25 protein-coding genes are annotated in these 25,319 nt (G+C 36.0%); 10 read left to right on the top strand and 15 right to left on the bottom strand.

Features of this window, described 5'->3' with window-relative positions; genetic code table 11:
• The first annotated feature begins 361 nt into the window (after window positions 1–361).
• From ACTNEP_RS01680 to ACTNEP_RS01690, 3 genes are all read left to right on the top strand, one after another.
• A complete protein-coding gene (locus tag ACTNEP_RS01680) occupies window positions 362–1,048 on the top strand; it encodes a response regulator transcription factor (RefSeq protein ID WP_441159807.1) in 687 nt (228 codons plus the stop codon).
• On the top strand, window positions 1,048–2,400 hold the full coding sequence (locus tag ACTNEP_RS01685; RefSeq protein WP_441159808.1) for a HAMP domain-containing sensor histidine kinase: 1,353 nt from the start codon (window positions 1,048–1,050) through the stop codon (window positions 2,398–2,400). Before ACTNEP_RS01680 ends, ACTNEP_RS01685 begins: the two co-directional genes overlap by 1 nt.
• Before the next feature lie 104 nt (window positions 2,401–2,504).
• Window positions 2,505–3,107 (top strand): PepSY domain-containing protein, encoded by a 603-nt coding sequence (locus tag ACTNEP_RS01690; RefSeq protein WP_441159809.1) that lies wholly within the window; start codon window positions 2,505–2,507, stop codon window positions 3,105–3,107.
• 101 nt (window positions 3,108–3,208) lie between these two features.
• On the opposite strand, the gene cyoE is transcribed toward ACTNEP_RS01690, so the two are convergent.
• The 5 genes from cyoE to ACTNEP_RS01715 all read right to left on the bottom strand — a co-directional run bounded on the left by cyoE (window position 3,209) and on the right by ACTNEP_RS01715 (window position 9,957).
• Window positions 3,209–4,072, bottom strand: a complete 864-nt coding sequence (cyoE, locus tag ACTNEP_RS01695; protein ID WP_441159810.1) for a heme o synthase — start codon at window positions 4,070–4,072, stop codon at window positions 3,209–3,211.
• A gap of 12 nt (window positions 4,073–4,084) precedes the next feature.
• Window positions 4,085–4,927: an SAM hydrolase/SAM-dependent halogenase family protein gene (locus ACTNEP_RS01700; RefSeq protein ID WP_441159811.1), complete on the bottom strand. Its 843-nt coding sequence runs from the start codon at window positions 4,925–4,927 to the stop codon at window positions 4,085–4,087.
• 158 nt (window positions 4,928–5,085) lie between these two features.
• On the bottom strand, window positions 5,086–5,805 hold the full coding sequence (locus tag ACTNEP_RS01705) for an SDR family oxidoreductase (RefSeq protein WP_441159812.1): 720 nt from the start codon (window positions 5,803–5,805) through the stop codon (window positions 5,086–5,088).
• Between the two features lie 211 nt (window positions 5,806–6,016).
• Window positions 6,017–8,644 carry a cation-translocating P-type ATPase gene (locus ACTNEP_RS01710; protein ID WP_441159813.1) on the bottom strand — a complete coding sequence of 876 codons (2,628 nt, stop codon included), beginning with the start codon at window positions 8,642–8,644 and terminating at the stop codon, window positions 6,017–6,019.
• Window positions 8,641–9,957 (bottom strand): hemolysin family protein, encoded by a 1,317-nt coding sequence (locus ACTNEP_RS01715; RefSeq protein ID WP_441159814.1) that lies wholly within the window; start codon window positions 9,955–9,957, stop codon window positions 8,641–8,643. The genes ACTNEP_RS01710 and ACTNEP_RS01715 overlap by 4 nt, the downstream gene beginning before the upstream one ends.
• Before the next feature lie 215 nt (window positions 9,958–10,172).
• Here ACTNEP_RS01715 and ACTNEP_RS01720 point away from each other — a divergent pair, with 215 nt between their 5' ends.
• Window positions 10,173–11,075, top strand: a complete 903-nt coding sequence (locus tag ACTNEP_RS01720) for an ArsR family transcriptional regulator (protein WP_441159815.1) — start codon at window positions 10,173–10,175, stop codon at window positions 11,073–11,075.
• Window positions 11,076–11,263: 188 nt separating this feature from the next.
• Entirely contained in the window at window positions 11,264–11,623 is a 360-nt protein-coding gene (locus ACTNEP_RS01725; RefSeq protein ID WP_441159816.1) for a response regulator, read from the top strand.
• A 131-nt stretch (window positions 11,624–11,754) separates the two neighbouring features.
• On the opposite strand, the gene ACTNEP_RS01730 is transcribed toward ACTNEP_RS01725, so the two are convergent.
• Window positions 11,755–12,309: a hypothetical protein gene (locus ACTNEP_RS01730; protein ID WP_441159817.1), complete on the bottom strand. Its 555-nt coding sequence runs from the start codon at window positions 12,307–12,309 to the stop codon at window positions 11,755–11,757.
• 414 nt (window positions 12,310–12,723) lie between these two features.
• Here ACTNEP_RS01730 and ACTNEP_RS01735 point away from each other — a divergent pair, with 414 nt between their 5' ends.
• The 4 genes from ACTNEP_RS01735 (at window position 12,724) to ACTNEP_RS01750 (ending at window position 14,699) form a co-directional block, all read left to right on the top strand.
• On the top strand, window positions 12,724–13,023 hold the full coding sequence (locus ACTNEP_RS01735) for a HesB/YadR/YfhF family protein (protein WP_441159818.1): 300 nt from the start codon (window positions 12,724–12,726) through the stop codon (window positions 13,021–13,023).
• Between the two features lie 161 nt (window positions 13,024–13,184).
• Window positions 13,185–13,643, top strand: coding sequence for a flavin reductase family protein (locus ACTNEP_RS01740; RefSeq protein WP_441159819.1), 459 nt, complete (start codon window positions 13,185–13,187; stop codon window positions 13,641–13,643).
• A gap of 23 nt (window positions 13,644–13,666) precedes the next feature.
• Complete coding sequence (locus ACTNEP_RS01745; protein WP_441159820.1) at window positions 13,667–14,149, top strand: DUF1189 family protein; 483 nt, start codon at window positions 13,667–13,669, stop codon at window positions 14,147–14,149.
• A gap of 10 nt (window positions 14,150–14,159) precedes the next feature.
• Complete coding sequence (locus tag ACTNEP_RS01750) at window positions 14,160–14,699, top strand: NUDIX hydrolase (protein ID WP_441159821.1); 540 nt, start codon at window positions 14,160–14,162, stop codon at window positions 14,697–14,699.
• Between the two features lie 75 nt (window positions 14,700–14,774).
• Here ACTNEP_RS01750 and ACTNEP_RS01755 read toward each other — a convergent pair whose 3' ends face one another.
• Window positions 14,775–15,695, bottom strand: a complete 921-nt coding sequence (locus ACTNEP_RS01755) for an LCP family glycopolymer transferase (RefSeq protein ID WP_441159822.1) — start codon at window positions 15,693–15,695, stop codon at window positions 14,775–14,777.
• Window positions 15,696–16,006: 311 nt separating this feature from the next.
• Between ACTNEP_RS01755 and trhA the strand changes: the two genes are divergently transcribed.
• Window positions 16,007–16,654, top strand: coding sequence for a PAQR family membrane homeostasis protein TrhA (gene trhA, locus ACTNEP_RS01760; protein ID WP_441159823.1), 648 nt, complete (start codon window positions 16,007–16,009; stop codon window positions 16,652–16,654).
• Between the two features lie 122 nt (window positions 16,655–16,776).
• Here the strand turns inward: trhA and ACTNEP_RS01765 are convergent, their stop codons facing one another.
• From ACTNEP_RS01765 to ACTNEP_RS01800, 8 genes are all read right to left on the bottom strand, one after another.
• Window positions 16,777–17,916, bottom strand: a complete 1,140-nt coding sequence (locus ACTNEP_RS01765; protein ID WP_441159824.1) for an MFS transporter — start codon at window positions 17,914–17,916, stop codon at window positions 16,777–16,779.
• Window positions 17,917–17,991: 75 nt separating this feature from the next.
• The gene (locus ACTNEP_RS01770) at window positions 17,992–19,059 is read right to left on the bottom strand and encodes a Gfo/Idh/MocA family protein (RefSeq protein WP_441159825.1); all 1,068 of its coding nucleotides are present in this window, start codon (window positions 19,057–19,059) and stop codon (window positions 17,992–17,994) included.
• Window positions 19,056–19,919 (bottom strand): sugar phosphate isomerase/epimerase family protein, encoded by an 864-nt coding sequence (locus tag ACTNEP_RS01775; protein WP_441159826.1) that lies wholly within the window; start codon window positions 19,917–19,919, stop codon window positions 19,056–19,058. Before ACTNEP_RS01775 ends, ACTNEP_RS01770 begins: the two co-directional genes overlap by 4 nt.
• 79 nt (window positions 19,920–19,998) lie before the next feature.
• Window positions 19,999–21,375 carry an ABC transporter substrate-binding protein gene (locus tag ACTNEP_RS01780; RefSeq protein ID WP_441159827.1) on the bottom strand — a complete coding sequence of 459 codons (1,377 nt, stop codon included), beginning with the start codon at window positions 21,373–21,375 and terminating at the stop codon, window positions 19,999–20,001.
• A 76-nt stretch (window positions 21,376–21,451) separates the two neighbouring features.
• On the bottom strand, window positions 21,452–22,351 hold the full coding sequence (locus tag ACTNEP_RS01785; RefSeq protein WP_441159828.1) for a carbohydrate ABC transporter permease: 900 nt from the start codon (window positions 22,349–22,351) through the stop codon (window positions 21,452–21,454).
• 14 nt (window positions 22,352–22,365) lie between these two features.
• The gene (locus ACTNEP_RS01790) at window positions 22,366–23,304 is read right to left on the bottom strand and encodes a carbohydrate ABC transporter permease (RefSeq protein WP_441159829.1); all 939 of its coding nucleotides are present in this window, start codon (window positions 23,302–23,304) and stop codon (window positions 22,366–22,368) included.
• Window positions 23,305–23,342: 38 nt separating this feature from the next.
• Window positions 23,343–24,332, bottom strand: a complete 990-nt coding sequence (locus ACTNEP_RS01795; protein WP_441159830.1) for a Gfo/Idh/MocA family protein — start codon at window positions 24,330–24,332, stop codon at window positions 23,343–23,345.
• The gene (locus ACTNEP_RS01800; protein WP_441159831.1) at window positions 24,329–25,318 is read right to left on the bottom strand and encodes a Gfo/Idh/MocA family protein; all 990 of its coding nucleotides are present in this window, start codon (window positions 25,316–25,318) and stop codon (window positions 24,329–24,331) included. The genes ACTNEP_RS01795 and ACTNEP_RS01800 overlap by 4 nt, the downstream gene beginning before the upstream one ends.
• Window position 25,319 lies beyond the last annotated feature (1 nt).

The raw sequence follows: 25,319 nt of genomic DNA on the forward strand, positions 1-25,319 counted from the left end.
AGGTCCACTTTGATAAGTGTTCTTTACTTACCAAAGTTAGCTGAGGAGAAAAACCCGTGGAAAGGAAAGTGGACAGCCGGAGCGATGGTTACGCAAAGATAACCTCTCAAAATTACTACGAAACAAAATAAGTTAGTACGTAAGTTATTCCTCATAAATACGAAAATCGAAACGGTTTCATGGTCTATTTGAATAATCGTTTCGATTTTTGTAACGATAACTTCTTTTCCCAGCTTTTTTGAAGATTACTATATTATCTTTCGAAATAGCAGTAGTTAATATATTCTCCAGATTTCTTTCTCTTTCTTTCACTGCTTCCTCTCAAAAATTGTGCTATATTAATTGGGAAGGAGTGAATTGCATGACAAAGATTCTAATTGTCGAAGATGAAGAAAAGCTTGCGCGTGTATTGGAATTGGAATTAGGTTATGAAGATTATCAGACTACTGTGGCAACTGACGGGCAAACAGCTTTTCAACTTTTACAGGAAAACCAGTATGATCTCGTTTTATTAGACATTATGCTACCTGGGATAAGCGGGCTTGAAATTCTCAGACGATATCGAAGAACAAACACAACTACACCAATTCTTTTATTAACAGCACGAGATGAAGTACATGATAAAGTTTCAGGTCTAGACTTAGGTGCCAATGATTATATAACAAAACCATTTCAAATAGAAGAGTTACTTGCAAGAGTTCGCGCACAGCTTCGTCAGGCAGCACCTATTCATTCACAGCCTGAACAACAACTGACATATCAGGATTTATCGATTGATCTTCAATCCCGTGATGTGACAAGAGGGGAAGAAACAATTGAACTCACGCCTCGTGAGTATGATCTGTTAACCTTTTTACTTAAAAATAAAAACCAAGTCTTCACTCGTGATCAATTATTAGATAAAGTATGGGGATTTGATTACGTCGGGGATACGAATGTTGTCGATGTCTATATCCGTTACATTCGTAACAAAATAGATAAACCGTTCCAAAAGGAAACCATTCTAACCGTTCGAGGTGTTGGTTACACGATAAAGGATGTAAAATAATGAAATTACGAACAAAAGTACAGCTTTTTTTAAGTGGATTTATGGTTCTCGTTATTTTAGTTATTAACAGTGCTATATATATGTTATATGAAGAGCGAGTCAGTGATAATGAAATGAACCGGGTCAAAGCAGATGCAGAAAGCATTATGGAGGCAATTGTTCAAAGCACAACAGTTGATATCGAACAGGACGAACTACTTAAAGCATTTCTCCCTGCCAATGGTATTATTCGAATTATTGATGAGAATGGGAATCCTATTCACCATGTTTCCCGGGAGGATCAGTTTTACAATTGGCCATTTTCCTATACGCAATCTGAACAAACCCGAATAGCTAGAGATCAAAATAAGACTCCATATGTTCAAGTATCGGCTCCTATCATTTGGGAAGATGGATCAATTGTGACATTACAGGTTAGTGAAGCACTCTATTCGATGGATAATTCATTAAATACCCTTCGCCTAGTATTATTTCTTACTGCAGGCGTAATGCTAGTTCCTGCATTACTAGCTGGATATTTTTTATCCCGGTATATTACTAACCCGGTACAATCATTAACATTAGAAATGAAAGAAAATCCGAAAAACGGGAAATGGGAGAAGCTGACGATTAACAGAAAAAACAATGATGAGATCAGCGACATGCAGCTAGCCTATAATGAAATGATCGATCGGATTGAGGAAAACAGAAAGAAGCAAGAGCGTTTTGTTTCTGATGCTTCCCATGAACTACGCACCCCAATTTCTGTTATTAAAAGCTATGCAGAACTATTAATACGTCGTGGAAAAGATAAACCAGAAATTTTTGATGAGGCAACAGATGCCATCCTTTCTGAATCTGATCGTATGCAACATTTAACCGAGCAAATGCTTATCTTAGCAAAAAATGAAGATCAAGAAAATATCATATTTGAGCAGGTCAATATTAGTCAGATTATTCGTGATGTCGTTCGGTCATTATCTACTGCTTATCAGCGTGAAATTAAGCTTTATCAGGATACAGATCAGGACACCACTATTAGCGCAGACCAGAGGAAAATTCATCAGGCTATCTATATTTTGGTTGATAATGCATGTAAATATAGTGAAGACATCGTGATCGTGCGGATACAAGAAAATCAGCAACAATTGATTATCGATGTTATCGATAAAGGTGAAGGATTATCCGAAAAAGACCAAGAGCATATTTTTGATCGATTTTATCGTGTTGACAAAGCACGTAGCCGAAAAGCCGGAGGTACTGGACTCGGTCTAGCTATTTGTCATCAAATTGTTACCGCACATGGTGGCAGTATTGCCATTAAGAGTCAAGTAAATCATGGATCAACCTTTACACTCCAATTACCTGTATAAGAGTACGCTTTTACTTTTTCTCATGAAATTCTCATTTTTCTCTCATTCTCTGCTCATCCTTATAGGATAAACTGTATATAACAACGAACAAGGAGAGATCATGGATGAAAATTAAAACTTTCTTTATGATATTAACCGTTTTTATCATTATTGGTGGCGGATTGGCCATTTATAACTTTACCTCTAGCCCTGCCAGTGCCTATTTATCAAAGGAAGAAGCAGAAGAAAAAATCGCCAACCAGTTCTCTGGTGAGATTACCGAATTAGAATTGGAAGAAGAAAATAACCAAAAAGTATATGAAGTAGAAATCAAGGGAACTGATCGCGATTATGAATTAAAAATCGATGCGGAAACGGGAGAAATTTTACTATTAAACGAAAAAAACGTAACACAAAAAAATGAGGATACGACAAATGATCGTGATAATGTAGACCAACAAGAAAAGCATACTGCGAAAGAGGATGATCATGAAACGGAGCAACAAGCTGATCACTCCAATAACACGTTAATCTCTGCTGAAGAAGCAAGAACGATTGCTACAAACGAATATCCAGGGTCGATAACAGATTTTGAACTCGATGAAGATGATGGCAGATACCAATATGAAATTGAAATAAAAACAGACAACGGTGAAGTTGATTTAGAAATTGATGCTTACACCGGTTCCATTATTTCTATTTCTAAAGATGATTTCGATGATGACTAAAAAAAAATGATGTCCTCATCATAGCATGATGAAGGCATCATTTCAGTTAATCTTTAATCTTTCCTCCCTAAATGATAATGGACATAATTCGAGATCCTTTATCACGGAACAAACACAATAAATAAGAAATAAACTATTAACAAATAAACAAGTGAGCTAACAAATAGAAGATTAGCCCACTTTTTAATGGAGGACGTTTTAAATCCTGTTATTCCAATTGCTAGCCAGCTAAGATTCAAGATTGTTAGGAGAATATAAAACAAGCGACTAAATCCGGCTAGTAATAATGGTATCAATAATAACAGCGCCATATAAAGAACCGTACGGCGAATTGTAATCTGATAACCACGAATAATTGGTAACATTTGTAGCCCAGAACGAGCATAATCATCATATTTGCGAATAGCAATTGCATACGTATGCGGCATTTGCCAAAGGAACATGATCAGAAATAAGCTTATTGGGATTGCATGAAATGTAGAATCTATTACAGCCCATCCCATCATCGGCGTAACGGCACCTGACAAACTGCCAATATGGGTGTTCCAAGTAACCCTTCGTTTCGTCCATATCGTATAAACGACAACATACGTATACCAACCAATAAAGCCGTAAAGGGCAACCTCTAAATTAATGAAAAATAATAGCATTTGACCGATGAAACTTAGCATTATCCCCATCACCAAAATAGTGCGTAATGGTATAGAACCTGTAACAGTCGGACGGTTTTTAGTACGCTCCATCAGCTTATCTACATCAGCTTCCAGCCAATTATTTAATGTTAAAGCACCAGCTACGAGCATCATAGCTCCTGCCAGCAGCAAAATAAAATCTAACCAGTAATTTTCAAAAGCAATGTTATGATACCGTGCTGCAATCATAAACCCAAGTACAGCTGGTAACACATTGGCTATTAATACAAACCTTTTAAACAAATATTTTAATTCTGTCAACACACTAACCATTCAATGAACCCCTTAAAGTTTCTTTATATAAATTTGCCAGCTTGAGCCTGTACCAATATTGTGAGCCTTAGCAAATGATCCTTGATTAATCGCCACTGCCATATTATCCAAAGAATTCACATATAATACGGGTTCACCGATTTGGATATCAGCAAAAGAGCGACCAAAGGTCATTTTATTTCGATAAACTCTTCTTGCATTATGAATAATCTCTATTTCTACTCCTTCCCCGTACTCAATATTTAATGCCAGAAAAAGCTGCCTACTAATATTAGTCCACAAATTACCGAAACGAATATCCAATATATCAATTGTCCCGCTAATCGTTTGTTCCTCAAGCTTCGGTTCATAAAACGGCAAACGAACAATTTCCTCTATGGCTAATTCTGGCCCTACCTGATCAAAAGCAATCACGCCAGCAGCTAATCGAGCACCTGTGTATGCGTAGATATCTCTTCCATGAAAGGTATGAGAAGCTCCAGATTTAGGTAAACGATTGATTTCTTCATCAATTTCTCTAATTTGTTTAATCCCAATTTTATAATAAATATGCGTTAAGGTACCATTATCTGGTGTTACAATAAATTGATTACTTTTCGTTTGAACAACCACACTCTTACGTTCTGATCCTACACCCGGATCAACTACCGATACAAAAACGGTATTCTTTGGCCAATAAGACACTGTTTGTAACAGGCGATAGGAGCCTGACCAAATATCAAATGGTGGTATCTCATGAGTATTATCAAAAATTGAAATAACTTTGCTTACACTATGTGCAACCCCCTTCATTGCACTCACAGCTCCATCTTCTAGTCCGAAATCTGATTGTAAAACCAATGGATTCATCATCATGAATACCCCTTTCTATGCTTAGAAATATTATACTATGATCGAACAATGAAATGAAAGAATATCATTTTAGCCATAATCCATTTCTACTATACAAAAAAGACACCTAAGCGGTGCCTTTCCTAAATATATTTAAATAAGTTACTTGACTTCATTTTATATTAAATATCCATTTCCTTCCCAGTATCATCAATAAATGCGAACTGTCTTGGTTTCCATCCTTTTTCGATCAGTCGATAAATATTATCAGCTGCTTCCTCTGGATCTTTTGGGGCAGTGTCGCCACCCATATCTGTCTTCATCCACCCAGGGTGAATAGATACTACGTTTACCGGTTCTTGTTTTAAATAAACTCTTAACTTTTCTGTCAGCATATTCAAAGCTACTTTAGTCATTCCATATGGATAGTCTCCGCTATAGGCGTTGGTTAGACTTCCAGCATCCGAACTGATATTAATAATGGCTTGTGTTTCTGCCACCTGTTGCCTGAGGCCGATTCGCAAAACTGGTAAGAAATGCTTTACTACTCTCATTGGGCCTAATGTATTAACATCGAAAGCTTGCAGACAGGCATTCATATCCAAGTTTTCTATCGTTTTTTCTCTCTCATTTAAAATTGCTGCATTATTAATGATTACGTCCAAGTATTGATCAGTAAGTTTCACAGCTTCAGCAGCTTGTTTTACTGATTTTTCATTTGTTACGTCCATATGTATAATCCGAAGCTGTCCTTCATAAGATTGTTTCAATTGTTGTAATTCATGTATATGTTTATCCGCTACAGAGCGAACAGCCGCAAAAATAATATTACCTTTTTTTAGACCGCTATGAACTAAGGCTAACCCTAAGCCTCTATTAGCACCTGTAACTAAAACTTTCATTATTTTACTCACCTCCCATTTTGTAAACCCTTACAATAATTTTAACATATTTTAAGATCGATTACTAAGGAATTCTAGGACTTTTGACGTAATATCCTTTTTTCTTTTCTGTTCACGAGATATCTTAATTGTCTTGACGAGATAGCTACACAGCTGAGACTGTTATCTTGTAAAGAGAAGGATAATCTCGCGAACAGAATAATCATGCATATTACTTTTTATTTCTAATTATTTTTGCAACCTCCATTAATACAACACTTGCAAGCGCTAAAGAGAAGGCAATTAACCCCTGACTCCAGCCAAATTCATTCGGAATGTGAAACACTTCTCTCGCAAAAGGCATGATAGTAATCGAATATAAGACAAATCCAATTGCCACAGCCCCTAATACATATTTATTTTGGAAAAAACCCGCTCCAAAGACAGTCTGAACATTCGATCTTGCCGGAAATGTTTGTAATGTTCTCGATAAGATCAAGGTGGTGAAAGCCATTGCTACCCCCATTTCTTCAGAGTGCTGTAATCCAATATAATGAGATATAATAACTGCCACCCCAATTAACAGACCTCGAATAATTACAGAGCGTAATGTCCCACCAGCAAAAATCCCCTCCTCTATTCTTCGAGGCTTTCGCTTCATCACATTTGGTTCCGATTTTTCCATCCCTAATGCAATCGCTGGTAAGGAGTCATTAACAAGGTTGATAAATAACAATTGTAATGCTGTAAACGGATTTGCCCAGTTCATGATTACGGCAAACAATATGGCAATAATTGCCCCTAAGTTACCCGCAAATAAATAGGCGATCGCCTTTTTAATATTATCAAAAACGGTTCGTCCGACACTGACTGCTTTCACAATGGATACAAAATTATCATCTGTTAATATCATCGCCGCAGAATCCTTTGCTACATCGGTTCCACTTCCCATTCCGATACCGATATCTGCTTGTTTTAATGCAGGTGCATCATTCACTCCGTCACCTGTCATCGCTGTTATTTTGTTTTTACGCTGCCAAGCTTTAACGATGCGGATTTTATTTTCAGGTGAAACTCGAGCATAAACAGAAATATGCTCTAATTTTTCATCTAATTCTTGGTCAGACATATTATCTAATTCTTTACCAGTGACCGCTAAATCATCTTTTGCCATTAAGCCGATTTCGTTACCAATTGCTTCTGCTGTTGTTTTATGGTCACCCGTAATCATAATAGGCTTTATCCCTGCTTTTTTCGCCTCTTCGATGGAACCGTAGACTGCTTCTCTCGGTGGATCCATCATTGCGGTCAACCCAATCAAAGTGAAATCTCGCTCATCATCTAATGTAATTTGGTGATCTTCATCTATTTTTTTATAGCCAAAAGCTAATACACGCAATGCCTGCTTAGAATAGTTTTCATTTTGATTCTCTAGACGTTCAAGCCATTCAGAAGTTAATTCTTGTTCCTCATTATTCACTAAAATTGCACTTGCACGGTCTAACATGACATCTGGACCGCCTTTAATTAACATTAATCGTTCGCCATCAATCGTATAGACTGTTGACATCATTTTCCTTTCTGAATCAAAAGGTAGCTCTGCTTCACGATTATATTTGTCTCGTAGCTCCTTATACGGCTGCTTTTCTTTATCTGCTAATCGTATCAATGCTATTTCTGTCGGATCGCCAATCTCATTGTTATCCTCATTTATATAAGAATCATTACATAGTGCTGCTGTTTGAATGATTAATCGTTCACTTTTAGTCCAGCTGTGCTGACGAAAAGGCTCTTCTATTTCCGGTAAGTAAACATCCGTAACAGTCATTTGATTTTTGGTTAATGTCCCTGTTTTGTCAGTACAAATAACGCTTGTTGAACCAAGCGTTTCTACTGCTGGTAATCGACGAATAATTGCATGTTGTTTTGCCATCTTATTAGTACCTACAGACAAAACAATTGTCACGATCGATTGTAGAGCCTCTGGAATAGCTGCGACTGCAATAGCAACAGAGAACATCAAGGCATCTAATATTGCTTTAGTCATATCAACCTCGGCATCATTGAACCAGATACGACCTACTTGTACAGCAAAAATAACGATACAGATAAGTAAAATAGCGATTCCTAATTTCTTACTAAAAGAATCCAGTTTTCGTTGTAGCGGGGTTAATTTAGCTTCAGCTGTTTCAATCATTTCCGCTATTTTTCCGATTTCTGCTTTTTCACCAGTCGCTGTCACAACAAAAGTACCTCGACCATTTACCACTAATGAACTGGAGAACACCATATTTTTTTGGTCACCGATCGTCACTTTTTCCCGAATTGGATCTGTCATCTTTTCAACTGCGTCTGACTCACCGGTCAGCATTCCTTCGTTTACTTTCAATGACTCTGCTTCCAGTAATCGTCCATCAGCCGGTATGTAGTCTCCTGCTTCCAATAGGACAATATCACCTGGTACTAACTCACGAGCCATAATAGTCTGACTAATACCGTTACGAATTACTTTTGCTTCTGGTGCAGACATATCCCTGAGTGCGTCTAATGAGCTCTCTGCCTTCTTGGTTTGTACTACACTAATAATTGAATTTAACACAATAACAAGGAAGATAATGATTGATTCAATTAACTCACCAAGTAACAACTGAACGATTGCCGCTACTAGGAGTACAATCACCATTGCATCTTTAAATGATTCTACAAACAGCTTCCATGTTGGTACTTTTTCTTTATCCGCAATTTCATTATATCCTTCCTGTTCAAGCCTGCTTTTTACTTCCTTTTCTGCCAGCCCTTCCGATTGCGTTACTTCCCATGTATCTAAAACCTCTTGCTTTGTTTTTTGATAACTACTCAAGCTTGATCTCCTCCTGACTCGATCGTAACCAATACTTTTTCAATACGGTAATCAGATATTTCGACTGCCTCAAATGTTAAATTTTTATAGGAAACTGCGGGACGCTCTGTATTATTTGGAATGTATCCCAATTGATGAACGATAAACCCATTTACTGTCTCGAATTCATCAGAAGGCAACTCAATCTGAAAAGCTTCTTCTAATAAATAGAGATGTGTGGTTCCTTCTACTTCATATTGATTGGCGTTTACCTTCTTCACACTACTTGATTCATCTTCACCCGGCTGATGATGTTCACTTAAAATTTCACCGACAATTTCTTCAATCACATCCTCCATCGTAATAAGCCCGTCGATTCCTCCATATTCATCCACTACCATTGCGATATGAATATTATGCTTTTTCATATCGCGAAAGGCGACATCAATTGGCTGTGATTCCATAACATAATATGGTTTACGCAAAAGGTGACCCCATGTTTGATTATCCGTTTGTAAAAAAGGCAGCATATCTTTCATATGCAACACACCAACAATATGATCTATATCCTCTTCGTATACAGGAAAACGAGTATAGCGCTTTTCATTGATGATATCTAATATTTCTTCAATGCTTGAAGTGATGTTTATAGCGGTAATATCCGTTCGGTGCGTCATGATATCAGATACTGTTTTATCATTGAATTCAAATATATTATGGATCATCCGCTTTTCATCGTTTTCAATCGTTCCTCGTTCACCACCGATATCGACGAGCATCCTAATTTCTTCTTCATTTGCCTCGTCTTGTTTCGCGTTTGGATCGACTCCAAATAGTTTTACGATAAAGTTCGTCGAAAGGTTCAATATTTTAACAAATGGATAACTTATCTTAAACAACATCGATAATGGAGTAACTGTTTTATACGCTATTGTTTCTGCCTTCTGTAAAGCTAATTGCTTTGGTACTAGCTCCCCAATAACTAGGGTAAAGTAAGCAAGAATAATGGTAATGGTAACAATGGCAATTGTCTGCAATAATGGTAATGCTATCGGTACGCCTATCGCCACTAACCATTCTGCTAAAGGCTGAGCAAATCGATCAGCTGCAAATGCACTTGCCAGGAAGCCAGCTAATGTAATTCCGATTTGAATGGTTGCTAAAAAACGGCCAGGCTCAGCTAGTAACACTTGCAACTTTATCGACTTTTTATCGCCTTGTTCCGCCCTTTTTTTTATTTTATTATCATTTAAAGCGACTAATGAGATTTCAGAAGCCGCAAAGAATGCATTAATTAAAATTAGTAACACAAGAATAATGAGCGATACGATCAACTATAACACCTACTTTTTTCTTGTCTTATCTTTGTTATACCCAAAATAAACTAATACAAGACAATTTTTTTCTAATAATAAATGATAAAAAAATGTCACATTTGGATGAAACCTGTTACAAATTATGGCATAATAGATTATATTAGAAAATTCACTACTAGTATGTGATAATAAAAATAATTTAATTAGTATTCAGAAAGTAGTTGGTGAGAAGCATGCAATTAGAGATAGATAAATCGTCCTTACCCGTATATGAAGCATTAGCAAGTCAAGTCAGGCTAGAAATTATTCAATTATTATCCAAAAATAAAATGAACATTAAGGAACTGTCCAACGTATTGGGAATCAGTAGCCCGATAGTCACAAAACATATTGAAAAGTTAGAAAAGGCTGGTATTATCCGGACAGAAAAGATACCAGGAAAGTCAGGATTACAAAGGATCTCTATCCTAAAAGTTGATCATATTGAAGTGAACTTTCCTAAAAAGATCTATCATTCTTTTGCTACATACGAAACTTCGGTACCCATTGGTCATTATACAGACTACCATGTTGTACCTACTTGTGGCTTGGCTACTAGTAAAGACTTTGTTGGGCCAGTAGACCAAACAAAATATTTCATGGACCCAAAACGTATGGATGCACGAATACTATGGTTTACTCAAGGTTTTATTGAATATAAAACACCGAACTTTTTGCAAGAGGAAGATCAATTACAACAAATGGATATCAGTTTTGAAATATCATCAGAATTTCCATTCTCAAACGAAGTATGGCCGTCTGACATTACGTTCACACTAAACAATATCGAATTAGGTACATGGCAAAGTCCTGGTGATTTTGCCGATACTAGAGGAAAGTATACTCCTGAATGGTGGCCACATAACATTAATCAATATGGTTTACTAAAAACGATCCGGATTACTTCCCATGGTACTTATATGGATGGTGAACCAATGTCGGATGTAACGATTAATGATTTAGATACTACTGTCGACGGATGGAAATTCAGAGTGGAAGTCAAAGAGGATGCGGAACACATCGGTGGTGTTACATTATTCGGAAGAGAATTTGGAAACCATGATCAGGATATTAACTTTAAATTATATTATATTTAATTGGCGAGCCAATCTTATAAAGAATCCTTAGCCCGTTTCGATCATATTGGAACGGGTTTTTGCATTCCAAGCAGAGTTAGCTACTTCATTAAACAAAAAACAACTTCACATAAACGTATATTTCATTTAAAATAAATGTTGAAGACTGTCGAATTGAGCAGTGAATTAGTAAATGAGGGAAGACAGTTATGAAAAGAACCGTAGTCATTGCAGATGACTCCCAGTTTATGAGAAATTGGGTTAAGCAGAAAATTGAAAAACACCATTTTCAAGTTGTCGCAGAAGCCTCAACTGGATTAGAAGCAGTTAAAGCCTACCAACAGCATCACCCTGATATTGTTATTTTAGATATTATTATGCCAAAATCAAATGGCTTGGACGCTTTAAAGAAAATTATCGAATTAGATTCCAACGCTAATGTTATCATTTCCTCTTCTCTTGCTACTCATGATAATGTCATGAGAGCATTAAATTATGGAGCAAAGGATTTTATTGTCAAGCCACACTTTGATAATCTCATCGAAATTATCGATAAGATCTTAGGTTAGGATATACAAGAAAAACCTATTCAGCATTTCCAACTTAATCAGAACAGCATCTCTAGTAAGAGTTACTGCATGTACAATACTCTACTATTAGAAAGAGCATGGCCTGTAACTACAGCCAAGCTCTTTCTACATTAAAATAATTCGTAATAGCTTTCTTGCCCCAAATGTTGTACATATTGATCCGCTAACCATTTCAAATCAGTAGATTGTTCTAAATAAAGCCATTGTTCATTTTTGACACCCGTATAAGATTTACGTTCTACTTGAAATTTCCGGGTATGATTATCTACTAATGTAAAACATAATTGTGCATCATACGTTTTATATTTTGGATCTGACAACGCCTCCACAATTAAGGGATTTTCATTAAAAGGTACCGGGTTCTCATACGTATACACGTATATACTTTTTTGTCTAATATCCAATTTATAATCCTTGATCGGACTATTTGCTTTCATACTCTCTTCAATTATCTGCACTTCTTCATCCGTTATTTTTCGTTTTACTTTTTTCGTTAAAAACACTCTTCCGCTCGGGTGTTCATATATTTCATAGCCTTCTGGTATGCTATCAATAGAAGTATTCGAATCATCTTTTTTAAAATAATAACTTGGATTACCTTTTGTTGTTTTTCTCACATGTAAATAATACTCATCCCCACGAAAATTTGTATACTGAACTGCCATATTCACACCACCCCTAGTTTTCATAGCCGATACATCGCTCAAAATTTTTGCTTTCATTAGTATAACAAAAATCAGAATAAAGTGAAATGTTGAAAAAATCACATTTTTTATTGAATAAGAACGATATTCGCTGGATTATGAAGGTAATAGCATTATTTCTACTTTTAAATTAAATAAAGTTCATTCCCTCAATAAAAACTATTCACGTATGAAATTCCCGGAAAATATAGATCAAAACATCCATAAGAAATAATGACTGGCAGTGCCACGTTTATATGCTGATTTAAAGGATAAGAAAAGCTAACACTATTCTAAACTTCATATTTGATTTATCATAATAAAGTGTAAGGATAAGAAATACGGGGAATAGTTTAAAAAGAATTACTTTTTGCGTAATTAAAGGAGTGCATATGCATGGAAATCAAAGTATCAGATCAAGCTTTACAATGGTTCAAAGATGAAGTAGAAATAACAGATGGCGATACCGTTAAATTTCAAGCAAAATACGGTGGCTATAGTCCAATACATGAAGGCTTTTCACTGGCCTTCGCACTAAATGAACCAATGGAAGAGACTATTACTACAACAGAAAAAGGCGGTATTACCTTCTTTATTGATGCATCCGATGAATGGTATTTTAAAGGCTATAACTTAATTGTCGATTATGACGAGAAATTAGATGAAGTTTCCTATGACTATGAAGAAATTCAGTAAAAGAGTGTGGATATCCTCACTCTTTTTTTAATTGGAATGCTTCTTTTATAAACACTATTATAATGAATTAGAATGAACTTATGTTAAAATAAATACAAGATACTAGCATCTAATTATATTCAGAATTGCTGGATAGATGATTTGTAAGGAGGTTTCAGTCGATGAGCACACAAAATTTCCGGAAAGCAATGAGTAAATTTGCAACAGGGATTACGGTAGTTACATCAGAATTTGATGATGATATACATGGGATGACAGTTAATGCTTTCATGTCAGTATCTCTGGAGCCACAATTAATTACTATTTCACTAGATTCCAAAACCAAACTTTATCAAAACGTTGATAAAATCAAACGATTTGGGATTAGTATTTTACGTGAGCAGCAGCAAGAGGTATCCATGATATTTGCTAAACAAATAAAAAAAGAATTCAATGATTTTACAACATTTGATGGAATACCAGTTATTGCGAATTCCCTTACTACTTTAGCATGTACGTTAGTCAATACTGTGGAAGCAGGTGATCACCTGCTGATGATCGCAGAAGTGGATAAAATCAAAATAGATGAAGGTAATCCCATTCTTTATTATGACAGTACATACAAAAGAATATCTGATTAATAAATGAGGTTCGGAGGAAGGTCATGGCAATTCTTGCAATATTACGGAAAAGCGCGAATTTACCTAAAAAAGAAGCGATTTTTTGGTTGAATCGAGTAAGTATGAGAGATACGCTTGTATATCTTTTTCTCTTATTTTTTATCAGTTTCTTACCGAATGTTATCCTTATCATAGCAAACTTTGAACAAGGACAGTCTCATATTTCTTTTAGTCAATTTTTATTACAAATTATTGTTTTTTATCCTTTTTTTATGATGTTTATCATTGTTACGGGTATCTCGATTTTAGCAATTGGTTCATGGATAATGAAAGGCTTCCTGCAGCGAAAATTAGCGTACCAGCAATTATGGAAAATGACTGCCTACGCACTTCTATGGCCCTTAATAATTTATCACCTGTTATTTTTCACAACCATACCAACATCAATTGCCTTTTTAGTTGGTTTAGTGGTGCTATATGTATTGATGTATCAGATGATCATGGTTTATCCGAAAAAAAGGAAGTGAGGGAGTTTCAGTGGCAAATAATGAATGGAAAATTAATAATAGTTCCAGTACCCAGATAGATCGCTTCAAAATAACAATTGATGAAGTACTACTTGCAAATCAGCAGACACAAAATTTCTCGTATATCGAGTTTCGTGAAGGTGTATGTGTATTAGCTATCACTGATGATAATCAAGTAGTCATGTTAAAACAATATCGTTATCCATTACAATCTACTGAACTTGAATTTCCTGCTGGAATGATAGAAGAGGATGAAGAACCGCTTTTTGCTGCAAAACGGGAACTCTTAGAAGAAACCGGATATGAGGCAGAAGAATGGCAGTCACTTGATTACTTTTATCCTTCTCCTGGTTCCACAACAGAGAAAATCCATCTATTTTTAGCCTCTAAAGCAACAAAAATAACGGACCAATTCTTAGATGAATTAGAGAACATTGAGGTAGAATTAGTTAACATGAAAGATTTTTGCAAATTGGTTGAACAAGGTACGTTTCGCCATGGCGCCGGTCTTGCGTGTTGGGCAAGATATTTAAGTATCTCTTTCAATTAAAAAAAAGATTCGCACGATTCTTACCGGACATTTCTGTTTTTTATAAATAAAAAAATAGCTAGAGCCAATTAGGCTTTAGCTATTAATCATGTCTCTTACTTTTGCTACTTCTTCATCTGGAACAATATAGTAATAAATTCCGTCGATAGTTGTTCCTGAACCTTGTATTAGATAGCTTGTCACATTTTTTCTTGTATTTGTATAACCGTTAAGCAATGCCCTCATTGAATCAAAGTCAAGGCTGGTAGACATATTATTCCCCATAATATCAATCAACTCGTCCACTTTTGTAATATTGGCTACACTGGCACCTTCATTAACTATCGCTTGCATTACTTTCCGTTGACGTTCTGTTCTTCCAAAATCACCAGCTGGATCTTGTTTTCTCATTCTTACATATGCAAGAGTCTTTTCTCCGTCCATTTCCACTGGACCTTTTGTAAACTCATACTTATTGTCACTCCACTCGATATCATTGTCTACAGTGATCGTTCCAAGTTCATCTACCAACTCTTGCAAACCTTCCATGTTTATCCGCATAAAATAATCAATGTCGATTCCAAGGAAATTTTGAACAGTTTCTACAGCCATATCAGCACCACCAAATGCGTAGGCATGATTAATTTTGTCCTCCGTACCTCTTCCGACAATTAATGTACGGGTATCTCGCGGAATACTAATTAACTGCATTTCGTCTTTCTCTGGCTTTAATGTTAACACCATTAACGCATCCGAACGCCCTGCATCATCGCCACGCTGATCCACACCTAACAACAATATATTTAAAGGTTCAGCATTGTCTGTTTTCTCTTTGACTTTTTCCGTATCTATTGATTCTAGCGGATCGTGCATTTTCGAATTGAATGTGTCCTGTACATCTGACACAATAGACCAAATATATCCCCCAACAGCTAGAACAATAACCAACAGAATAATAAGTGGTGTTAATATCCACCATTTTTTTGATGATTTTCTCTTCTTTGTTCTCGTTTCCACTCTCAATCAACATCCTATCTTCATTTTCTAAGTAATTTTACATTATTATAGCACAATTAGTCTTAAAAGAGGCAACCACTTCTAGAATTTTTTAGCAATTTCTCTCATTTTTTGTATAATTTTCGGGTGAATGAGAAAGGTATTCTCAAAAAATATGTTGCAAAAAAAAAAGAGGATAGAGATTAGAAACGAAAAGCATCTTCTTTCTTAAATAAAACAAGCTTTTTCATTCATGAATGCTTGCATTTTGGAAACAAAAGGAACATAATAATAACAGGAATTTTTTAGAACATGGAAGGAACGTGTCATATATGGGTTCAACTCATCAATTTTCAGTAAAAGAAGAAATTGCTAACTCCATTACGCACGGTATTGGAATGGCATTAAGTATAGCCGGTTTAGTTATTTTGATTGTCTACTCATCATTATACGGCTCAGCATGGCATATTGTAAGCTTTACTTTATTTGGAGTAACAATGGTACTCCTTTATACATCTTCTACCATGCTACACAGTCTACCAAAAGGGAAGGCCAAAAATGTATTTGAGATATTGGACCATTCGTCGATCTATTTCTTTATTGCCGGATCCTATACTCCCTTTCTATTAGTTGTTATTCGAGGATGGGAAGGTTGGACATTATTCGGTATTATCTGGGGACTAGCCATTGCCGGAACTGTATTTAAAGCTTTTTTTGTTAAAAAGTTTCTGATTATATCGACCTTGCTTTATGTGTTAATGGGCTGGCTAATTATATTTGCATGGCAGCCACTAGTTGAAAACCTGCATCCTAACGGGCTTAGGCTTTTAGTAATAGGTGGTGTATTGTACACAGTCGGTGCGATTTTTTACGTATGGCGAGGATTTAATTATCACCATGCATTATGGCATTTGTTTGTCTTAGCAGGATCGATAGCACACTTTTTTGCTGTATTACTTTACGTACTGCCGATTAATTAAGTAGGAGCTTTCCCAAAAGTTAGAGTTTTATATGCAGAAGTAATTGGCTGGTGTGAACCTAGTATTGAACTGGACTCATACCAGCTAATTTCTGCATTAATAGTTGTTAACGGTTTCTATATTTATCCTTTTATCAAACTAGCTTGATTTGGCTTAATCCATAAAATAATAATACTCAAAAATGCAATCACTGCTGCAAGCTGATACATTTGTTCTACATAAATAAAACTTAATACCCATCCAGCTAATAAATTTCCAACAACTCCTCCTAATCCTAATGAAACCGCCCAAAAAATTGTCTGCCCAGTAGCTCGGTAGTTTTCAGGAGTCAACTCATCCACATAGGCTACAGCCACAAAATATTGAATACTATACGATAACGCCAGCAGTATTTGCGACCATAATAAAATATCTATATTCGTACTGACCCCTAGTATTAGCCATCTAACTCCATAAATAAATGCGACTGATGTTAATAAAGTTAAGTACGAAAAAGCACTCATTAACTGTCTTGATAAAGAGAAAAACGGAACTTCCAATATCGCTTTAATTAACAGTGCCACACCAATTAAGCTAATAGTTGCTCCCAAATCTTGCATATGGATGGAGTAAAATGAATTATTAGCATGAACGGTTAAATGAATCATAAAACTAAACAAAAGAAATAGAATAAATTTTTTATTTTTAAATAAAGCCAATACTTCTAGAAAACGGAAAACTTTCTTACCAGCAAGCTTAACAGGTAATCTAGTGGCAAGAATTAATGCTGCCACAATGAGTAAACTATGTAAAATAAACATGAGGTTTAAGCCAAAAACATCTAATAACCGCCCAACAATTAATACCCCAATGGCATAGCCTAACGAACCCCACAATCTAATTTTCCCGAACTCTTTACGGTTTTCTAACATCGCCATAGCTGTTACATCAGCAATTGGTGGAATCGCACTATGAAAGAAGAAATAGATAATGTTTAACCATAATAAATGTTCAAAGTGAGCTGATACAGGAAAAAACAATACTGTTCCAGCTGAACCTATAATCATAGCCGCCAGGGTTATTTTGGCCGAATTTATAGAATCTGTCACCATACCCCAAAAGGGTTGCGCGAAAATCATTACCATTGGACCAACCGCAAACAAAATGCCAATTTCTTTAGCATTTAAGCCAAAATCAGTATAAAACAAATTTAAAAATTGGAATGCACCTGTGCCAAAGGAGAATATAAAATAAAATAGCTTTAACAGCCCATATTTTCGCATGCGTGTGTACTCCCTTTTTCAAAAAAGATAAGTCATGTTGCCTGCTAACAAGACATGACTTATCCTTCTTGATGTTTAGAACTGAATTTCTGTACTTTTTTCACTAGATTCATAGATACCACATAATATTTTCATCATTTCAACCCCATCTGCTACCGGACTTCGTGTTTGCTTTTCTCCTTTTATACTACCAATAAAATAGTCAATTTCATTTTGAAAAGCTTGTTCGAAATCAAACGTATAGTGATCTGTTTGAGGTGTTGCATTTAATATGGTATTATATTTTTCCGTAATAATTTCTAGTGATGGTTCTAATTCCACCCCTCCCTTATCACCATAGAGATGAACTGCTATTTTGTCTTCTTTCGCATGCAGTGTAAAACTAACATCAACCATTAATGATGCACCATTTTCAAAAGTAATTAGTGCATTCGCCATATCTTCTACAGAATTCTGCTCAGGATCATAATCAGCAGCTTTATAAAATGCTAAATTTTCAATGTTGGATCGATTGCCTAGTTGATTATAGGTATTACCTCGAATAGTTTTTACCTTTGGTTTCCCCATCAGATACCAGCATATATCGATAATGTGGACACCCAAATCTATAAGCGGTCCACCACCTGATCTTTCTTTATCTGCAAACCAGCCACCTGGATTACCAAGCCTTCGTAAACAAGAAGCTTTAGCATAATAAATCTCACCTAGATCACCATTGTCTATAAATTGTTTCACAATTTCAGTATTTGCAGCATATCGACGTACAAACCCAACTTGCAGAATTTTCCCGGATTCTTTCACTGCTTGCTCAATCTTCAATGCTTCTTCCACTGTCCTACATAAAGGTTTTTCTACCAATACATGTTTACCTGCTTGAAGAGCTGTAATAGAGATTTCAGCATGTGTGTTATTCCACGTACATACACTAACTGCATCTATTTCCTGATCGGCTAATAGTTTATGATAATCTGTATAAATATGTGTTGCTCCGAATTTTTCTGCTTTTTCCTTTACTCGCTTTTCATTTAAGTCACAAATTGCCACAATCTCAGTCTCTTCGTTATTGTAGTATGACTGAAGATGTCCCTCAGAAATAGAACCTGCTCCAATTACACCTATTTTCACTTTTATTCCTCCTGTCATACCTCTTTCCACATTCTTTTGAAATTTTCTAAACTTAATTTTGAGGCTAATTTGCAGTCTTCCAATCCTTCAAATTCAATTGTCAAATAACCATCATATTCAGATTGTTTAATTACTTTAAGTACTTCTCTCATAGGAATATCCCCATGACCGATAATGGCACTCCGCAAATAATTCCCTGATACTGTTTGCAGCCAACCATCACCTGGATTAAGCTCTGCTGAGCGTCGATAAAAATCTTTTATGTGTACCATTGAAGCATATGATATATTTTTCTTTACTGCGGCTAATGGCTCTTCATCTGCACATAGGAAATTCCCTATATCTAAAGTGGTTTTAAAGTTTGGACGGTCCACATGATTAATAACCGCTTGTACTCGATCACTCAGTTGAATGTAGTACCCATGATTTTCTATACTTGTAGTTATATCATATTGATCAGCATAATCAGCAATCTCCTGGCATGCAGCTACTAGCTTTGGTAAGTCTTTTTCAAAGTTCGCAATGGTCACCTCTGAAATATCTCGCCATGCAATATCATGACGCATGAACTTCACACCTAATCGATCGGCGATATCAACTTGATCTTTCACACGTTGAATTTCTTCCCTATACTTCTCTTCATTTGGTTGAAGAAAATTAGCACCGATAGCATAATTAGAAATTCCGATCCCCTTATCTGCTGCACGATCACACACTTTATCAATTAGTGTCTCTTCTTCAAATGTAAACCCCATACCAGGAACAACTTCGATATGTTCAAAACCTTGATCACTTATCCAATCGATTGCGTCTAGTATAGTCATTTCACCATTTTTCATTGCTTGAAATAGACTATATGAGCTCAACCCTATTTTCATATAAAATCTCCTTCGGTCTTTAATTTTGATGATTTCATATATTGAATCATTACATTATCTATCCTAAACTGTTGATTGATTACTGATTGGCAGACCATCTTTCAGCTCGCCCTTGTAGATCATCAAGATATGCCTGAATATCAGGGGTTTCACCATTATGGGCCTGACTTAGGAAACCATTTACAGCAGGTGCAAGCTCACTACCAACAAATGGATTTGCTTCATCCATTAATGTCGAAATCGAGACTTCTGCTATTTCCGCCGCTTTTGCCATATAAACGTCGTGTTCAGAAACGAAGTCTGGATCAGATAATGTAGGTGTATTAGTATATTCTTCATAATTATGCTTTTGCGCTTCATAGCCTGTCATGAATTTTAACACTTCCCATGATGCTTCAACATTCTGTGCATTCTCAGCCATAACATATGGGTCAACCGCTACCCATCCTTCCCCTTCTTGCCCTAAATTTAAGACAGGGTCAAATCGTTCAATTAACTCAACATTTTCATTTGCCCTTACTTCTCCCATGATTGTTGAACCATCATTATCTAATGCAATTGCTATATTATTTGTTTCTAACCCAAAGTTCTCTATACCCTGAGCATTCAAAAAATCAGAAGGTGGATACTGGGCAGCTTCTTCCAACCATTCAAATACTTTAACCATTTCAGGAGAATTTAAATCCCACTCAATATTTTTCGGATCATCTAATGTTCCTTCTCCACCTGTTGCACCATAATAATGAGTAAGAGCAACAAAAGTAGATAGATTTAGAGATTTTCCATCAAGATATAAGCCATAATTCATTTCCCCAGTCTCCGGATTTTCGCCTGTCATTTGTGCGGCTTTCTCTAAAATTTCTTCAGGCGTAGGATTTTCAGATAAATATTCTATCCCCCACTGATCAAACAATTCTTTATCATAAACTGTCACACGTCGTCCTAAAATAGCAGGTATTCCAAATTGCGAAGTACCATCTGCTGATCTAACACTATAAGAATTTTCCCATATACCTGATAAATATATGTTGGGATCAAAATCTTCATCACCTTCAATTAAATCATCTAATTCTCTTAATAAACCTTGCTGATACCACTGTGTAGCAAATGCTCCACCAGTATATAATACATCTACATCACCAGATTGTAGCATAGCTGTTTGACCAGCTTGTGCATTTTCCCATGGTAGTTGCGTCAGCTCAATATCAATATTAGGATACCGCGGTTTAAATTGCTCATCGATAAACGTTTGCATTCCTTTATTCTCCACAGCCGTGATTGGATCAATACCATCCTCTAATTGAAAACCAGCTAAAGCTACACGAACAGTTCCTTCTATCTCAGAAACAACTTCAATGTCTTCTAGATCTTCATTTGTTGTCTCTGAAGTATTAGTGCATGCTCCAAGCAGCACTACAAACAATACAATTATCAGGCAACCTAGCTTCTTTTTCATTAGTAACTCTCCTTTTTCAATTAAATTTAATAATCCCTAACCTTCTCTTACATGCAATACTCCTTTCCCATTATTTTTATTGTTTTATTCCTGAGAGCGCGATACTTTCTACTATATATCGCTGAAGGAATATATACGTAACAATTACAGGTATTAAACTAACTGTTGTTGCTGCCATGATAACCGATGGTAAAGGAGATGTTTTATTATACGAAAACATCGCTAAGCCTAACTGAATAGTAAATTTATCAGGAGTTTGCAAAGCAAGTAATGGCCATAATAAGTCATTCCATACAGCTAAGAATTGCAAAATTGCCATGGTTGCTAAAATCGGTACACATAAGGGTAAATATATTTTCCAGAAAACCTTGATTTCACCAGCACCATCAATAATTGCTGCTTCTCGTAAAGTTCCTGGTAATTGATCAATAAAAGATTTGGCAAGAAATGTACCAAATGCGAAATTTAAGGCTGGCAAATAAAATGCCCAATAACTATCAAGTAAATTTAAGCGGTGAAATAAAAGATATTGAGGAATCATTGTCATTTCAAACGGGATCATCATTGTACTTAAAGCAAGCACAAGTACAATAGCTGCACCTTTAAACTTTAATTTTGAAATTGCATAACCGGACATGACTGCGGAGACTAAACTTACTAGGATAACCCCTATGGAAATAAGGATCGAGTTGAAGATGTATTTCAGCATTGGAATGTTTGAAAATGCAAGTTTATATGTTTGCGTTGAAAACTCTTCCGGCCAAAATCTGGGTGGAAAGGGAATATTTAATCTGGCTTGCCAATCAAAACTTGTTAGAACCATCCATAGAAAGGGAATAAACATAATCAACGAACCTAGCGATAATATAAGAACCAATATAATATTACCGACTCGCCTCTGCTTGCTGTAAATAACAAATGGTACTTGATTATTATTGTTTTTCTTAACTATCGATTTATTTACTGCAGGCTCCATGGTCAATCTCTCCTTTAATCAAAATTACTTCTACGATTAAGTAATAATAAAGATACTGTCAAAATAAGAATCATCATAAACAGTAAGTATGAAGCAGCTGTAGCCACTCCCATTTGTGAAGAAAGAAATGCATTTCGATAAATATATAATACAGCCGTCATAAGTGAACCTGCTGGGTTTCCTGCTGTTCCCCCAATTAACCAAACATCGGTAAACCTTTTCATTGCTGTTATCGTCCCCATAATTACCATAAAAACAATAATTGGTTTTAAATAAGGAATTGTAATGAAAAGCCATTTTTTTAACCAATTTGCTCCATCCACTTCAGCCGCTTCATACAAATCTCTCGGCACACTAGTAAGCGCTGCAATAAATATAATGGTATTGTAGCCTAACATTCCCCAAAGCGTCATTAATACGATACTAAATTTTGCTACATCAGGATCAGTAAACCATCCTACTGGCTCAAAACCAAATATGCCAATAAAGAAGTTTAATAACCCTTCTTTTCCTGGGTTAAATAGAAATGTAAATAGAATACTAGTTGCAACCAATGAGACAACATTCGGCAAAAAGTATACTCCCTTGAAAAAATTTCTCCATTTCAGCCAAGGAACATTATGAATCAATGTTGCTAAGATAAAGGATAAAGATACACCTAATACAACGGAAAAAATCCCCATATAAAAAGTGTTATAGACAGATTTCCAAAACATGGAATCTCCTAGTACATATGTGTAGTTACGCAATCCTACCCATTCTCCAGTTAAAGAATTGGCAGTTCGCTGAAAACTCATTATCAATGCTGCAATCATTGGATACACTGCAAAACCTATAATCCCTATTAACAATGGTGCAGATAAGATGTATCCAGCCCAATCACGAGAAGTAAAGAATTTCTTTTTTGTCTTAGTGCTTACTCCCTTTTGTACTGAAACTGTTTTTGAAGACATTATATCTACCCCTTTTGTGAATACCACCTGCATCAAATTTATACATCCATGCGTTCAATAGATTGTACCTGATTAGTGGTGGCTGATTTGTAAACTGCTTTAACTACTTCTAGCGACCTAAGGCCGTCTTCTCCAGAAATAGAGGGTTCACGTTCTTCTTTAACACATTGAATAAAATCATCAATTAACGCCTGATCCATATCAGCTACCCAGGGAAGCTGCTGTACATTGCTATTCCGATCACTGTATAGCAAGAAATGTTGTTTAAAAAGGTCTACAGTTAGGCTACCTTTTGTCCCAACTATCTCCATTGTTACATCACCCCATGTTGGAAATACTTGTGGCCTTGACCAGCTTGGATCGATTGTAAAAATAACTCCGGACTCCATTTCCAAAGAAATGATGCCACAATCTTCGACATTAATGTTGTGAAATTTTGTATCTAATTCTGCATAAACATTTTTGGCCTCATCATTAAGCAACCATCTTATTACATCTAATAGGTGGACGATATGATCAGTTGCTGCACCTCCACCTGAAAGCTCTTTATCTACAAACCAGCTACCAGGCATTTGACCTCGATTCGTGCCATTAATAGCGACTACCTTACCAATTTTTTTTGACTCAATTATGCCTTTTACTTGTTGCATAACTGGTGAAAAACGAACAGGGTAAGCAATTTGCAATATAACATTCTCACGCTTACATAAATCGATCATTTCTTTGGCATCTGCTAAGCTAGTAGCAATTGGTTTCTCACAAAGAATGTGTTTCTTAGCTATTGCTGCAGCCAAAACGTGTTTTTTATGCCTAGCATTCTCAGAACATATCACAACAGCTTCTATATCCGTCTCCAGCAATTCTTGCAAATCTTGATAAAAATTACTTTGATATTTCTCCGCCATCTCCGTGCCTCTATCTTGATCTTCGTCCCAGATACCTACCAACTCTACATCTGTGTATTGTTTCAAATGTAGTGCATAGGCTTGGGCATGTATATGTGCAAAGCTAATCATTCCTATTTTCACTGTGATCTCTCCTCCACATATATGACTTGACCTAGATTAGCAGATGTAATAGCAGCTTCAGCTATTTTTATAGACTGTACCGCCTCATTAAGCGTGATGATTGGAGTTTTCCCTTCCAATATACAATCTCTAAAATGTCGTAACTGAATTTGGATCGGTGGCTCGCAGGCTAAATCTGCTGATAAATAGCCAGCTCGCTTATCTACATTAGGGATTTGAATGTGAACACCCTCCTTATTGTCACTACTTGCAACTAACAACCCTTCATTTCCTGCAATTTCAGCAGATGTTTGTAAACTATCTGCACCCCAAGATAGTTCGAGGTGAGCAATAACACCATTTTTCATTCGCAAAGTAATCAATGCGTATTCAAATGAACGTTCTTCTGTTTGGATAATGTGACGAGCCATAACTCTCTCTACATCACCGAACGTCCACAATAACCAATCAAGGTCGTGAATCCCTAAATCCATGATTATACCGTTACTCTTTTCATGGTTAGAAAACCAACTAGATGGATAAGAAGTTTTTCGAGAAAGCCTAACCACACCAACCTCTCCTACTGCTCTTTCTTGCACATGGATTCTAAGCTGACTATATTCCTGATCAAATCTGAGAATGTGCCCTACCAACACTTGCACTGATTTTTGTCTACTCAATTCTTCAATTTCTTTTGCTTCCTCTACATTTAAACAAAGAGGCTTTTCACAAATAATAGAAATATGCTCTTGCATTTGAATAGCAGCCTTTATTGTTTCATAATGTAAAAACGTTGGTAAACAAATGTCTAATACATCGATATGTTCTTGTTTTAATAAAGACTTTAGATCAGGAAAATAGGCAGCATTCCATTTTTGAGTGAGTGGTGATAACTTGCTTTTGTCACGTCCGATAAGCCCTACTATTTTCGTATTTTCAAGCTTATCCCATACTTCTGCATGGCGCTGGCCCATCTTACCTAAACCAATAACAGCTACTTTCAACATT

The organism is Gracilibacillus sp. HCP3S3_G5_2, assembly GCF_052063305.1.
GTDB lineage: Bacteria > Bacillota > Bacilli > Bacillales > Amphibacillaceae > Gracilibacillus.

Coding starts and splice junctions, on each gene's coding strand:
- ACTNEP_RS01775 (WP_441159826.1), bottom strand. CDS start 19,919: ATGAAAATAGGGTTGAGCTCATATAGTCTATTTCAAGCAATGAAAAAT.
- ACTNEP_RS01680 (WP_441159807.1), top strand. CDS start 362: ATGACAAAGATTCTAATTGTCGAAGATGAAGAAAAGCTTGCGCGTGTA.
- ACTNEP_RS01730 (WP_441159817.1), bottom strand. CDS start 12,309: ATGGCAGTTCAGTATACAAATTTTCGTGGGGATGAGTATTATTTACAT.
- ACTNEP_RS01745 (WP_441159820.1), top strand. CDS start 13,667: ATGGCAATTCTTGCAATATTACGGAAAAGCGCGAATTTACCTAAAAAA.
- ACTNEP_RS01780 (WP_441159827.1), bottom strand. CDS start 21,375: ATGAAAAAGAAGCTAGGTTGCCTGATAATTGTATTGTTTGTAGTGCTG.
- ACTNEP_RS01785 (WP_441159828.1), bottom strand. CDS start 22,351: ATGGAGCCTGCAGTAAATAAATCGATAGTTAAGAAAAACAATAATAAT.
- ACTNEP_RS01725 (WP_441159816.1), top strand. CDS start 11,264: ATGAAAAGAACCGTAGTCATTGCAGATGACTCCCAGTTTATGAGAAAT.
- trhA (WP_441159823.1), top strand. CDS start 16,007: ATGGGTTCAACTCATCAATTTTCAGTAAAAGAAGAAATTGCTAACTCC.
- ACTNEP_RS01765 (WP_441159824.1), bottom strand. CDS start 17,916: ATGCGAAAATATGGGCTGTTAAAGCTATTTTATTTTATATTCTCCTTT.
- ACTNEP_RS01685 (WP_441159808.1), top strand. CDS start 1,048: ATGAAATTACGAACAAAAGTACAGCTTTTTTTAAGTGGATTTATGGTT.
- ACTNEP_RS01720 (WP_441159815.1), top strand. CDS start 10,173: ATGCAATTAGAGATAGATAAATCGTCCTTACCCGTATATGAAGCATTA.
- ACTNEP_RS01800 (WP_441159831.1), bottom strand. CDS start 25,318: ATGTTGAAAGTAGCTGTTATTGGTTTAGGTAAGATGGGCCAGCGCCAT.
- ACTNEP_RS01705 (WP_441159812.1), bottom strand. CDS start 5,805: ATGAAAGTTTTAGTTACAGGTGCTAATAGAGGCTTAGGGTTAGCCTTA.
- cyoE (WP_441159810.1), bottom strand. CDS start 4,072: ATGGTTAGTGTGTTGACAGAATTAAAATATTTGTTTAAAAGGTTTGTA.
- ACTNEP_RS01735 (WP_441159818.1), top strand. CDS start 12,724: ATGGAAATCAAAGTATCAGATCAAGCTTTACAATGGTTCAAAGATGAA.
- ACTNEP_RS01740 (WP_441159819.1), top strand. CDS start 13,185: ATGAGCACACAAAATTTCCGGAAAGCAATGAGTAAATTTGCAACAGGG.
- ACTNEP_RS01790 (WP_441159829.1), bottom strand. CDS start 23,304: ATGTCTTCAAAAACAGTTTCAGTACAAAAGGGAGTAAGCACTAAGACA.
- ACTNEP_RS01770 (WP_441159825.1), bottom strand. CDS start 19,059: ATGACAGGAGGAATAAAAGTGAAAATAGGTGTAATTGGAGCAGGTTCT.
- ACTNEP_RS01690 (WP_441159809.1), top strand. CDS start 2,505: ATGAAAATTAAAACTTTCTTTATGATATTAACCGTTTTTATCATTATT.
- ACTNEP_RS01700 (WP_441159811.1), bottom strand. CDS start 4,927: ATGATGATGAATCCATTGGTTTTACAATCAGATTTCGGACTAGAAGAT.